10 protein-coding genes are annotated in these 12,574 nt (G+C 49.7%); 7 read left to right on the forward strand and 3 right to left on the reverse strand.

The window, feature by feature from the left end:
• The 3 genes from dnaA (at position 1) to ACPYIV_RS00015 (ending at position 6,989) form a co-directional block, all read left to right on the forward strand.
• On the forward strand, positions 1 to 1,389 hold the full coding sequence (dnaA, locus tag ACPYIV_RS00005; protein WP_293732060.1) for a chromosomal replication initiator protein DnaA: 1,389 nt from the start codon (positions 1 to 3) through the stop codon (positions 1,387 to 1,389).
• Between the two features lie 253 nt (positions 1,390 to 1,642).
• Positions 1,643 to 4,186: an adenosylcobalamin-dependent ribonucleoside-diphosphate reductase gene (locus ACPYIV_RS00010; protein ID WP_293732059.1), complete on the forward strand. Its 2,544-nt coding sequence runs from the start codon at positions 1,643 to 1,645 to the stop codon at positions 4,184 to 4,186.
• A gap of 85 nt (positions 4,187 to 4,271) precedes the next feature.
• Entirely contained in the window at positions 4,272 to 6,989 is a 2,718-nt protein-coding gene (locus tag ACPYIV_RS00015) for a 4-alpha-glucanotransferase (protein WP_425884904.1), read from the forward strand.
• On the opposite strand, the gene ACPYIV_RS00020 is transcribed toward ACPYIV_RS00015, so the two are convergent.
• Complete coding sequence (locus tag ACPYIV_RS00020; protein WP_293732084.1) at positions 6,972 to 7,331, reverse strand: bactofilin family protein; 360 nt, start codon at positions 7,329 to 7,331, stop codon at positions 6,972 to 6,974. The two genes, ACPYIV_RS00015 and ACPYIV_RS00020, sit on opposite strands and share 18 nt — an antisense overlap.
• 119 nt (positions 7,332 to 7,450) lie before the next feature.
• Between ACPYIV_RS00020 and folB the strand changes: the two genes are divergently transcribed.
• From folB to ACPYIV_RS00040, 4 genes are all read left to right on the forward strand, one after another.
• Positions 7,451 to 7,840, forward strand: a complete 390-nt coding sequence (gene folB / locus ACPYIV_RS00025) for a dihydroneopterin aldolase (RefSeq protein WP_293732057.1) — start codon at positions 7,451 to 7,453, stop codon at positions 7,838 to 7,840.
• A 309-nt stretch (positions 7,841 to 8,149) separates the two neighbouring features.
• Positions 8,150 to 9,595: a monomeric [FeFe] hydrogenase gene (locus ACPYIV_RS00030; RefSeq protein ID WP_293732056.1), complete on the forward strand. Its 1,446-nt coding sequence runs from the start codon at positions 8,150 to 8,152 to the stop codon at positions 9,593 to 9,595.
• 6 nt (positions 9,596 to 9,601) lie between these two features.
• Positions 9,602 to 9,784, forward strand: a complete 183-nt coding sequence (locus ACPYIV_RS00035; RefSeq protein WP_293739704.1) for a hypothetical protein — start codon at positions 9,602 to 9,604, stop codon at positions 9,782 to 9,784.
• Between the two features lie 24 nt (positions 9,785 to 9,808).
• The gene (locus tag ACPYIV_RS00040; RefSeq protein ID WP_293732055.1) at positions 9,809 to 10,453 is read left to right on the forward strand and encodes a MarC family protein; all 645 of its coding nucleotides are present in this window, start codon (positions 9,809 to 9,811) and stop codon (positions 10,451 to 10,453) included.
• Between the two features lie 106 nt (positions 10,454 to 10,559).
• Here the strand turns inward: ACPYIV_RS00040 and ACPYIV_RS00045 are convergent, their stop codons facing one another.
• The gene (locus ACPYIV_RS00045) at positions 10,560 to 11,624 is read right to left on the reverse strand and encodes a glycosyltransferase family 2 protein (RefSeq protein ID WP_293732054.1); all 1,065 of its coding nucleotides are present in this window, start codon (positions 11,622 to 11,624) and stop codon (positions 10,560 to 10,562) included.
• 27 nt (positions 11,625 to 11,651) lie between these two features.
• Positions 11,652 to 12,560 (reverse strand): lysophospholipid acyltransferase family protein, encoded by a 909-nt coding sequence (locus ACPYIV_RS00050; protein WP_293732053.1) that lies wholly within the window; start codon positions 12,558 to 12,560, stop codon positions 11,652 to 11,654.
• Between the last annotated feature and the right edge of the window lie 14 nt (positions 12,561 to 12,574).

Consider the following 12,574-nt stretch of genomic DNA (forward strand, 5'->3'; position numbering starts at 1 on the left):
ATGCAAACTGAATATCAAACTTTGTGGAATAAATGCCTCGTAGTCATTAAGGACATCGTCCCTGAGGCCGCTTTTAACACATGGTTCAAACCTATCATACCATTATCATACGAGGATAATAAATTTACGATTCAGGTACCCAGCCAGTTCTTTTACGAGTATCTGGAAGAGAAGTATGTGAACGTATTGAAAGTTACCTTATATCGAGTGATGGGACAGGGTACGATATTGAACTATCGTATCAAGGTCGTTGATAAGGTGAAAGAGGATGGCATGATCACTTTACCTACCGGTAATGACGCTCCCCGTACCGGCAAGAAAAGTGCGGAAATCCCTTCATTATTCGAATCAAAAGCCCGGCAGGACTGGGATTCGCATTTGAACCCCAAATACAACTTCGACAATTATTTTGAAGGAACAAGCAACCGCTTGGTCCGTTCTTCGAGCGAGGCTATCGCCCAGGAACCGGGAAAGACCTTTAATCCGATGTTCGTGTTCGGGGCATCCGGCGTGGGAAAGACCCATTTGTGCCATGCGATCGGTAACCGTATCCAGGAGATCCACCCGGAAAAGAAGGTGCTGTATATATCGGCCCATCTCTTTACCGTACAATATACGGAAGCTATCCGGAAAAATACGACAAACGACTTCATGTATTTCTATCAGGGCGTCGACGTGCTGATTCTGGACGATATCCAGGAACTGATCGGAAAAGATAAGACACAGAACACTTTCTTCCATATATTTAATCACTTGCACCTGCTGGGTAAGCAATTGATCCTGACCTCGGATAAAGCACCTGTAGACTTGCAGGGAATGGAGGAACGCCTGATTACCCGCTTGAAGTGGGGATTGACGGCCGAGCTGGATCGCCCTGACCTGGATTTGCGTAAGAAGATCCTGAAAAACAAGATCAGCCACGACGGAGTGGTAATCCCGGACGATGTATTCAACTTTATTGCAAGCAACGTGACGGAGAACGTACGCGACGTGGAAGGTATCGTCGCTTCCTTGCTGGCCTATTCTACGGCGTTCAACCGCATGATCGACCTGCCCCTGACCAAACAGGTGGTGAGCCGTGTCGTAAAATTGGAAAAGAAGCAGGTGTCCGTAGAATCTATTCAGGACGTAGTCTGTAAATACTATAATCTGGAACTGGCTACCATCCAGACCAACTCGCGCAAGCGTGAAATCGTACAGGCGCGTCAGGTCACGATGTACCTGGCGAAGAAGTACACCGATAGTTCTTTCTCCCATATCGGAAAGATCGTCGGAAAGCGTGACCATGCAACGGTCCTGCATGCCTGTAAGACGGTAAAGGACCAGATCGAAACGAATAAATCTTTCCGTTCTTCGGTAGAAGAGATCGAGGCTTTGCTCAAAGCCTGATAGAATGCGATATTTTGATGAAAGGATGCGCTTGCGGGTTGCGTCCTTTTTCTGTTTCTGGAAAACCTTGTTGTAGGGCGGGTTTTCTTTTTGGGAAACTTTTTGAACTAAAGGAAAAGGTAAGCTGTTGATAAATAACATGGTTTATTAGAGAAAGGGGAAACTTGTCAACAATATATATTTTCTTTGTTGAATAATTTGGCTAATCCATAAACTATGCTTAAACTTGCACATCATTAAACTTAAAACAATCGTGAATCGTAAAACTTACACCTTCGATGAAGCGTTTAAGGCTTCACTGGACTACTTTACCGGCGACGAATTGGCCGCAAAAGTATGGGTAAATAAGTATGCCTTGAAGGATGCATTCGGGAATATCTATGAGGAGTCTCCTGTAGATATGCATCACCGTCTGGCGAGTGAAATTGCCCGTATAGAAAAAAAGTATCCTAACCCTCTGTCGGAAGAGGAACTTTTTAACCTGTTTGATCATTTCCGCTACATCGTGCCGCAGGGAAGCCCGATGACGGGAATTGGCAATGATTTTCAAATTGCCTCACTCTCTAACTGTTTTGTAATCGGATTGGATGGAGGAGCCGATTCGTATGGTGCGATTATTCGAATTGATGAAGAACAAGTGCAGTTGATGAAACGTCGTGGCGGTGTTGGTCACGATTTATCACATATTCGTCCGAAAGGATCTCCTGTAAAGAACTCGGCGTTGACATCAACCGGACTGGTTCCTTTTATGGAACGTTATTCTAATTCAACCCGCGAAGTGGCCCAGGACGGCCGTCGTGGAGCCTTGATGCTCAGCGTCTCTATCAAGCATCCGGATTCGGAATCGTTTATCGATGCCAAGATGACGGAAGGGAAAGTAACGGGAGCTAACGTTTCTGTGAAGATCGATGACGAATTTATGCAGGCGGTAGTCAACGGGACTCCTTATAAACAGCAATATCCGATCGACTCGCCGGAACCTACCACCGTGAAGGAGATCGATGCGGCCGGACTCTGGAAAAAAATCATTCATAATGCATGGAAGTCGGCCGAACCGGGCGTGCTTTTCTGGGATACCATCCTGAAAGAGTCAGTTCCCGATTCGTATGCGGACCTCGGATTCCGTACGGTATCGACCAATCCTTGTGGTGAAATTCCTTTGTGCCCGTACGATAGTTGTCGTTTGTTGGCGATCAACTTATATTCGTATGTAGTCAATCCTTTCACGAAAGATGCCTATTTCGATTTCGACCTGTTCCGCAAACATGTTATCCTGGCACAACGCATCATGGACGATATCATCGACCTGGAATCGGAAAAGATTGAAAAGATTCTCGAAAAGATCGATTCCGACCCCGAATCATTGGAAGTAAAACAAAGCGAGCGCCATCTGTGGGAAAAGATCCAGAAAAAGACTTTGCAAGGACGCCGTACCGGTGTGGGTATCACCGCCGAGGGAGATATGGTTGCCGCATTGGGATTACGCTACGGTACGGAAGAAGCTACCGATTTTGCCGAGGAGGTCCAGAAGATGCTGGCTCTGGCCGCCTATCGTTCTTCTGTCGAAATGGCCAAAGAGCGTGGCGCATTCGAGATTTACGATGCAAAACGCGAAGAGAAGAACCCGTTTATCAACCGTTTGCGTGAAGCCGATCCGGAATTGTATGACGACATGGTTAAATACGGCCGCCGTAATATCGCCTGTCTGACGATCGCGCCGACCGGGACGACCAGCTTGATGACACAGACTACTTCGGGCATCGAACCGGTATTCCTACCCGTGTACCGCCGCCGCCGCAAGGTGAACCCGAACGATGCGGAAGCCCGCGTCGACTTTGTCGACGAAACAGGCGACGCATTCGAAGAATATATCGTATTCCATCATAAGTTCGTAACCTGGATGTTGGCTAACGGCTTCTCCGCTTCCAAGAAATATTCGCAGGAAGAAGTAGAAGAGTTGGTTGCCAAGTCTCCTTACTATAAAGCGACTTCAAACGATGTGGACTGGTTACAGAAAGTCCGTATGCAAGGCCGTATCCAGAAATGGGTGGACCATTCCATCAGTGTGACGATCAACCTGCCGGCCGATGTGACGGAAGAATTGGTGGACACCCTGTATGTGGAAGCCTGGAAGTGCGGTTGCAAAGGATGTACGGTTTATCGTGACGGCTCCCGTTCAGGCGTTTTGTTGTCGACGGATAATAAGAAGAAGAAAAAAGAAGATTGCAATTGCATGGAGCCGCCGGTCATCGTGTCGACCCGCCCGCGCGAGCTGGAAGCCGATGTGGTGAAATTCCAGAACAACCGCGAGAAGTGGATCGCATTTGTCGGTTTGCTGAATGGCCGCCCGTACGAAATCTTCACCGGTCTTGCCGATGACGACGAAGGCATCATGTTGCCGAAGAACGTATCGAAAGGTAGCATCATCAAGAGCTACGACGAGGACGGAAAGAAGCACTACGACTTCCAGTTCAAGAACAAGCGTGGCTATAAAATGACGATCGAAGGTTTGGACGGCAAGTTCAACCCTGAGTTCTGGAACTATGCCAAGTTGATCTCCGGCGTTTTGCGCTACGGCATGCCGATCGACCAGGTGATCAAGCTGGTCCAAGGGATGGAACTGAACAACGAATCTATCAACACCTGGAAGAACGGTGTGGAACGCGCATTGAAGAAATACCTGCCGAACGGTATGGAGGCAAAAGGCCAGAAATGCCCGAATTGTGGACATGAAACACTTGTCTACCAGGAAGGTTGCCTGATCTGTACCAATTGCGGCGCTTCGAGATGCGGATGAAAAGATTTATGATTTTTGATTTATGATTTATCGTCGACGCGTACATCATAAATCAAAAATCAAAAATTATAAATATAAAAGTACCATGAAAGTCACCTTTAATATCAACTTCCATACCGTTTGGGGGCAGAAGTTATGTGTTGTAGGGTCGATACCGGAGCTTGGTTCCTGGGAACCCGCTCTGGCAAAAGAAATGAGTTATAAGGGAGATGGAAACTGGCAGCTCGAGCTGGAAGTGACTACCCCCGTGAAAGAGATAGAATACAGGTATTTCCTGAGTATAAACGATAAGCAGATATTCGAGGAATGGGAGAAGAACCATCAGGTATTCTTTATCGGCCAGGCAGATCAATATACGCTATATGACTATTGGCAGGTCCGCCCTGCCCATCTGGCTTTCTATACCTCTGCATTTACCAAAAGTTTGTTTGCCCATCCGTGTAATACGCACGAACGGGTGGTAAAGAGCGGGAAACGGCTAACGATTAAGATATCCGTCCCGCGTGTCGAAAAGAACCAGCGTGTGGCTATCACCGGCAATCAGGAATGTCTGGGCAACTGGCATCCCGACAGGGCGTTAATATTGAGTTGCGACACCTTCCCCGTCTGGCATATAGACCTGGATGCGGGTGGTATTACCTATCCGTTGGAATATAAGTTTCTGATCTGCGACGACCAGCAACAACCTTTATACTGGGAAGAAGATGAGAACCGCGTCCTCGATCTGCCTCCGCAACAGGTAGGAGAGACGGCGATCGTTTCCGGTCTTTATTTCCGCGATAACCTGCCCTTGTGGCGGTGTGCCGGTTCGGTGATCCCGGTCTTTTCCTTGCGTTCGGAAAAGAACTTCGGAGTCGGCGACCTGGGGGATTTGCGTATGCTGGTGGATTGGGCGAAGAAAACGCACCAACGCATTATCCAGGTGCTCCCGATGAACGATACGACAACGACGCATACCAGCACCGATTCGTACCCCTATAGCGCCATCTCGATTTATGCCCTTCACCCGATGTATATCAGCCTGGACGGTTTGAACGTTGCAGAGACGCTCGGCCGTGCGTCTCTACGCTTGGCGGACCCCGAAAGGGCGGCCTTCTATGCCCGCAAACAAGCCGAGTTGAATGAGTCGGACACCGTAGATTACGAACAGGCGGTTCGATATAAGTTGGAATATTGCCGGGAATACTTCAGGCAGGAGGGAGAAGCGATCCTGTCCACCCCGGGATACCAGGAGTTCTTCAAGCAAAACGAATCGTGGCTCATGCCGTATGCCGCCTATTGTTACCTGCGCGACACGTACCGGACTTCCGACTTTACACAATGGAAAGAAAACTCCGTATTCGACAAGAACAGCATCCGCGAGCTTTGCTCCGTGACGGGACGGGCGTACCCGGAAATATCATTCCTGTATTTCTTGCAATACATCTTGCATACCCAGTTTAAAGCCGTTTCCGATTATGCCCGCAAGAACGGGATCGTGTTGAAAGGCGATTTGCCTATAGGCGTGAATCGTACGAGTGTCGAGGCATGGATGGAGCCGAAATACTTCAACATGAACGGGCAGGCCGGCGCTCCGCCCGACGATTTCTCCGTGAACGGTCAGAACTGGGGATTCCCGACCTACAACTGGGATATGATGGAGAAAGATAATTTCTCCTGGTGGAAGAAACGTTTCCGCAAGCTGGAAGACTATTTCGATTGCTTCCGCATCGATCATATCTTAGGCTTCTTCCGCATCTGGGAAGTGCCGTCGGACTATGTGCAGGGGCTTTGCGGGCATTTCAACCCGGCTTTGCCGCTTACCCGTAGCGAGATCGAGCAATACGGATTGAACTTCAACGAAGCCCGTCTGACTACCCCGCATATCAACCGCGAGTTCCTGTCCGAACTCTTTGGCGACCAGACGGAGGTGGTGATCGGCACGTTCCTGGCCCAGTCGTCGTCGCATCATTTCGTGTTGAAGCCCTTCTGCGATACGCAACGCAAGGTAGAGGCTTTGTTTGCCGGAAAGACGGACGAGGCGTCCCTTCGGATCAGGAAGGGGCTGTTTGCCATAGCCAATGAGGTTCTGTTCCTGCGCGACCCGCGTGAACCGGATAAATTCCATCCGCGTATTTCGGCCAGCCAGTCCTACCTGTATCGCGAGTTGAGCGCTTCCGACCGGTATGCTTTCGACCAGTTGTATTGGAACTTCTTCTATCACCGCCATAACGAGTTCTGGAAGGCGCAGGCTTTTAGCCGCCTGACTCCGTTGATGGGCAGCACGAATATGCTGGTATGCGGCGAAGACTTGGGGATGATCCCGGAGTCCGTACCCGATGTGATGAACAAGTTGCAAATACTCAGCCTCGAAATAGAACGTATGCCCAAGACTCCGCAACGGGAGTTCTCGGACCTGGGCAACCTGCCTTACCATTCGGTTTGCACGACATCCACCCACGACATGACGCCGCTCCGTAGCTGGTGGAAAGAGGATCGTGCCAAAACACAACGTTATTACAACAATGTGCTGGGACATGCCGGGGATGCACCGGAAGAATGTACGGCTGATCTGGCGGCGCAGATCGTCTCCAACCATCTGGCAACCGCTTCGATGCTGGCCATTATCCCTTTGCAGGACTGGTTCGCAATGGACGACTCCATCAAACGGAAAGATTACGAAGCGGAGCGCATCAACGTCCCGTCCAATTCAAACCATTACTGGCGGTACAGGATGCACATCACGTTGGAGAAACTGATCGAGGCTGATAGCCTGAACAACAAGATTGCGGAACTGATTAAGCATTCAGGAAGATTCGCCTGACATCTTGCAGACGCCGTTGAAGCGGGCGTTCGGTTCGATCTCGAGGGTTTGGGCGAATATATCGCCTTTGATGACGGCGGTCGCTTTCAGGACAAGTTTGGCGCTGACGTGTACGGAGCCTTCCACTTCGCCCAATATTTCGGCATTTGCGGAAACGATATTTCCCGTGACGTTCCCTTTTGGGCCGATCACGATCTTGCCGCTACAACTTACATCTCCTTCTACTTTTCCATCCAGACGGAAATCTGTTTCCGTCTGGATATTGCCTTTAACGGTCGTGCCGGTTGCGAGGGTGTTATGCAGGCCGCCGTTTGTGTTTTCTTCTTTTTGCTTTATTCCCATCATATTTCGTATTGTTTGTTGGAGACGCACGGCCGTACGTCTCTGCATATCGCAAATATAAGACTATTTTTTTGCAGAAAGGTTTACTTTATTTACATTTACAGATAAAATAACGAATTATGACAACAAAGATAGAACTGACGGCCATGAAATTCTATGCCTACCACGGGGTAATGCCGCAGGAAACGAAGGTCGGGAACCATTTCGTTGTGAACCTGACCCTTACGGCACCGCTGGAACAGGCCGTAAAAAGTGATGAATTGGACGATACGATCAACTATGCCGCCGCCTATGCAGTTGTAAAAGAGCAGATGGATATCCCCTCTAAGCTGATCGAGCATGCGGCCGGCCGTATCCTGTATGCCTTGAAAGAACGCTTTCCGCAACTGGAAGCTATCGAGTTGAAACTCTCTAAGTTAAACCCGCCTTTCGGAGGCGATATCCATAGCGCGTCCATCCTTCTTTGCGAGACGTTTCTACCTCCTTGTCGTGACAATTGTGACAAATGACAATATTACAATAACAAGGGGGGGGATAATCGGTTCTATAGAAATAGTATAATATATATTATATATATATTATACTATTTTACTAAAAGAGAAAATTCTCTTTTAGCTAATTGTAATATTGTAATATTGTCATTTGTCACAGTTGTCACGATGCAAGGAAACATAGCTTTCTGCCCACGGAAACTATGTTTTGTTGGTGAAAAAGCATAGTTTAACATATTTTTGTGGTTTAGCCTACCCGTTATTTTGCGGGAGGGCTATATGCGCCTTATCTTTGTAACCAAATAAAGCACAAATAATAGATTCACCATGGCATTTACCAACAACGTAATGATTGTCCGCCACGGATTGCTGGCGAAGTTAGTGAAACTCTGGAAAGAAAACCGTCTGCTCGAAGAGATAGACCGGTTGCCTATCGAGTTGAGTCCCCGTAAATCGAAAGTCATCGGCCGTTGCTGCGTGCACAAGGAACGGGCGGTGTGGAAGTACAAGACATTGCCGTTGCTCGGATTCGATATGCAGGATGAGGTAGACGAGCTGACTCCTCTGTCCGAATATGCCAAACAAGCGTTGTTGCGTTCGGAAAACAAGAAAGAGAACCTGATGTGCGTGGTGGATGAAGCCTGTTCGTCCTGCGTGCAGGTGAACTACGAGATAACGAACCTCTGCCGTGGTTGTGTGGCACGAAGCTGCTATATGAACTGTCCGAAAGACGCGATCCGCTTCAAGAAGAACGGGCAGGCGGAGATCGATCACGACACCTGCATCAGTTGCGGCAAATGCCACCAGAACTGCCCCTACCATGCGATCGTGTATATCCCGATCCCTTGCGAGGAAGTCTGCCCGGTGAAAGCGATCAGTAAGGACGAGTACGGGGTGGAGCATATCGACGAATCCAAATGTATCTATTGCGGCAAATGCGTAAACGCCTGTCCTTTCGGAGCGATCTTCGAGATCTCCCAGGTGTTCGACATCCTGCAACGCCTGCGCAACAAAGAACCGATGGTGGCCATTGTCGCCCCGTCCATTCTGGCCCAGTTTGCGGCTCCGGTGGAAAAGGTCTACGGCGCCATCAAGTCGCTGGGCTTCCTCGAAGTCGTCGAAGTGGCGCAGGGAGCGATGGAGACAACCCGCCATGAAGCCGAAGAACTGAAAGAAAAGCTGGCGGAAGGCCAACCATTCATGACGACCAGTTGTTGTCCGTCTTATATCCAGCTTGCCGAGAAGCATATCCCGGATTTGAAGAAATATATTTCGACTACCGGTTCGCCGATGTACTACACCGCCCGGATTGTGAAGGAGAAATATCCGGATGCCAAGGTCGTGTTTGTCGGCCCGTGCGTGGCGAAACGGAAAGAGGTGAAGATGGACCCGTGTGTGGATTTCACGCTCACGTTCGAGGAAATAGGTTCGGTGCTCGCCGGATTGGATATCAAGGTGGAAGAGGCACAACCGTTCTCCGTCCTGTTCAATGCCGTACGTGAGGCGCACGGATTTGCCCAGGCCGGCGGCGTGATCAACGCCGTGAAGGTGTACTTGAAAGAAGACCAGGTTGCCAACCTCAACACGATCCAGGTCGCCAACCTGACAAAGAAGAACGTCGCCCTGCTACGTGCTTACGCCAAGACGGGCAAGGCTCCGGGACAATTCATCGAGGTGATGGCCTGCGAAGGCGGGTGTGTGACAGGCCCGTGTGTGCATGGCGATAGGGCTGCCGCGCAGAAGCAGTTGCTTAAAGAGCTTACTAAATACTAAACGCAAATGATGAAGAAGATTGTTTTACTCTTTTCGCTGGCGGTGACGTTGCTTCTGACGGCATGCGGACCCCGCGAAATTCCCGCGAAAGGAGATTTCTTCACGGTCAGCATTCCCGAAGCCGCCGGGATAGACGGGAACAAGTTGAACCATTGGCTCGTGTCTGCTTATTTAGTATGGGAAAAATAATGTACCAATAAAAAAAGTATTATCATGGAATCATTGTTACCTTTCTTTCTGTTATGTTTCACCTCGTTTTTTACGTTGACAAATCCGTTGGGGACGATGCCTGTCTTTCTGACTATGACGAATGGCATGAGCGAGGAGCAACGGCGTGCCATTGTCCGTCGTGCCACGATCGTGTCGTTTATGACGCTGATGGTGTTCACATTCTCCGGGCAGTTCCTGTTCAAGTTCTTCGGTATTTCGACGAATGGGTTCCGTATTGCGGGCGGTATCATCATCTTCACGATCGGTTTCGATATGTTGCAGGCACGCTATGCGAAAGCCAAGCTGAAAGAAGAGGAGGTGAAGACGTATGTGAATGATATCTCCATCACGCCCCTTGCCATCCCGATGCTCTGCGGCCCTGGTGCGATCGCCAATGCCCTGATGCTGATGGATGATGCCGTCACATTGGCAAAGAAGTGCATCTTGATCGGGACGATCGGCCTGATCTATTTTATCACTTATCTGATCCTCCGCGCCTCCACCCGCTTGAACCGCTATATGGGCGAAACGGGCAATAATGTCATGATGCGCCTGATGGGATTGATCTTGATGGTGATCGCCGTAGAGTGTTTCGTTAGCGGTTTCAAGCCGATTATGATCGACATTTTACAACATTCGAATCTGTAGCAGGTAAGGGAAAGCCCTACTTTCCCTTGCAATCATCCTCGGGATTTTGAATACATGGAGTGCCGTTTTGTCCGCATTTTGTCCGTTTGCCTGTTAACCTCTCTTTTTATAGCTCCGTAAATTTCTTTTTCCCCTGTAAATAGAACGCCAGGATCAGGCTTCCTTTTCGCAATTCCGGGATGTCGGAAAGTTTTGTTTTGGCAAGATTCTCCCGGCGGACCGGTTCATAAGACGGTTTTAACTCATGGAACGCTTTCCGGGCTTCATACACGGCACGGGCATTCGGATAATGGCCGGTCAGCAGAAACTTGGCCGCGGCAATATAGTCCAGCCAAAAACGCGTGCGCATCACGTGCTTCAAATCCTTTTCCGGCAAATTCTTATAGAGCATCAGCAGGTTGTTGCGGAAGTTGAGGAAGGTCTTGCGCGGGCTCTCGACATTCAGCGTCGCGCCTCCCACGTGGTACACAACCGACGAGGGCGTACAAACCAACCGGTAGCCACGCGAACGTAACCGCCAGCACATATCGATTTCCTCCTGATGGGCAAAGAATCCGGCATCCAGACCGCCGGCCTCTTTGTAGATCGATGTACGGACGAACAGACAGGCACCCGTGGCCCAGAGCAGGTCGGCCGGTGTGTCATATTGTCCGGCGTCTTTCTCCACAATGTGCAAGACGCGTCCGCGGCAATACGGATAGCCGTACCGGTCCATATATCCTCCTGCCGCTCCGGCATACTCGAAATATTCCTTATTCCGCTGGGCGCGTATTTTGGGCTGGGCCCCGGCTATGCTCTTGTCGGCATCCATGGCGGCGATAGGCGCATCCAGCCATCCCGGAGTGACTTCGACATCGCTGTTCAGCAAGACCGTGTATTCGTGCCCGATGTGCTCCAATGCCTGGTTATATCCTTCGGCAAAGCCGTAATTCTTGTCCAACCGGATGATGCCGACCGTCGGAAACTTGGCCTTTAGCATTTCGATGGAATCGTCGGTCGAGCCATTGTCGGCAACGATTACATCCGCCCATTCGCCGGGCGTATTAGCGACAACGGAGGGCAGGAACTCCTCCATCAGCGCCCGGCCGTTCCAGTTGAGGATGACGACGGCAAGACGTTTGTCCAGTTGAAAGTTGAAAGTTGAAAGTTGAAAGTTTTCGTTTGTTTTCATATAGTGTGTGTTCTTTTTTTGTGTAATTTAACTTTCACCTTTCACCTTTCCACTTTCAATTCTCTTGTATTTCCATCTCTTATGCGTCCAAAGCCAGTTAGCCGGATTGCGCAAGATGCATTTTTCCATCAGGCGGGCATATTGTTCGGTGATCCAGTCCTCGGATGTCTCTTTGGGAGTCTCTGTAACCAGTTTCATATCTACGGTATAGTAGCCGCGTTTCACCTGCTTCGTATCGAGGAATATGACGGGCAGGTCTAATTTGCGGGCGAGGCGTTCGGGACCGGTCAGGATGGAGGATTCCTGGTTCAGGAATGTTGTCCAGTAGTGCAGGTTGTTCCGGCTTGGCGTCTGGTCGGCGATGAAGATCACGACCGAAGGGGTTTTGTCTTTTTTCAGGGTGATGACATCCCGCACGGTGTCCTGCTTCTTGATCCCGTAGGAACCGAATTTCGTACGCAGGTTGATGAACAGGCGGTCGAAAGCCTTGTTGCTGAGCGGGCGGTATATCTGGTAGATACGGGAGTTCTTAAAGCGGGAGGTCGAGCCGGAGAACCATTCCCAGTTGCCGTAATGCCCCATCAGGAGGATAAAGCAGGTATGTCCTTTCTCCATCAGCTTGTCCACCAGTTCGGGATTCCTTAGGAAAGCCCGGCGTTGCAACTCTTCGAGGGAGATGTGGGCGAGCTTGATCGTTTCGACTATGTAGTCGGCGAAATGGTGGTAGAAATCCCGCTCCATGCGTCGGAGCTCGGCATCCGATTTGTCGGGGAAGGAGGCTCTCATATTTTGCCTGACGACCTTTACCCTGTATCTGACAACCTTATAGATCAGTACATAAAGGATATCCGATAATATATACAACGCCCACATCGGCAAGATCGCATGGACCTTTACCCAACTATAGATAAGCGCATATTGTATTTTACTCCACATAATGGTTTTATTCG

Source organism: Parabacteroides vesiculifaciens (assembly GCF_049860805.1).
GTDB lineage: Bacteria > Bacteroidota > Bacteroidia > Bacteroidales > Tannerellaceae > Parabacteroides.

Bases quoted from the DNA above. Each gene is read 5' to 3' on its own strand.
- dnaA (WP_293732060.1), top strand. From the start codon at position 1: ATGCAAACTGAATATCAAACTTTGTGGAATAAATGCCTCGTAGTCATT.
- ACPYIV_RS00015 (WP_425884904.1), top strand. From the start codon at position 4,272: ATGAAAGTCACCTTTAATATCAACTTCCATACCGTTTGGGGGCAGAAG.
- ACPYIV_RS00020 (WP_293732084.1), bottom strand. From the start codon at position 7,331: ATGGGAATAAAGCAAAAAGAAGAAAACACAAACGGCGGCCTGCATAAC.
- folB (WP_293732057.1), top strand. From the start codon at position 7,451: ATGACAACAAAGATAGAACTGACGGCCATGAAATTCTATGCCTACCAC.
- ACPYIV_RS00030 (WP_293732056.1), top strand. From the start codon at position 8,150: ATGGCATTTACCAACAACGTAATGATTGTCCGCCACGGATTGCTGGCG.
- ACPYIV_RS00035 (WP_293739704.1), top strand. From the start codon at position 9,602: ATGATGAAGAAGATTGTTTTACTCTTTTCGCTGGCGGTGACGTTGCTT.
- ACPYIV_RS00040 (WP_293732055.1), top strand. From the start codon at position 9,809: ATGGAATCATTGTTACCTTTCTTTCTGTTATGTTTCACCTCGTTTTTT.
- ACPYIV_RS00045 (WP_293732054.1), bottom strand. From the start codon at position 11,624: ATGAAAACAAACGAAAACTTTCAACTTTCAACTTTCAACTTTCAACTG.
- ACPYIV_RS00050 (WP_293732053.1), bottom strand. From the start codon at position 12,560: ATGTGGAGTAAAATACAATATGCGCTTATCTATAGTTGGGTAAAGGTC.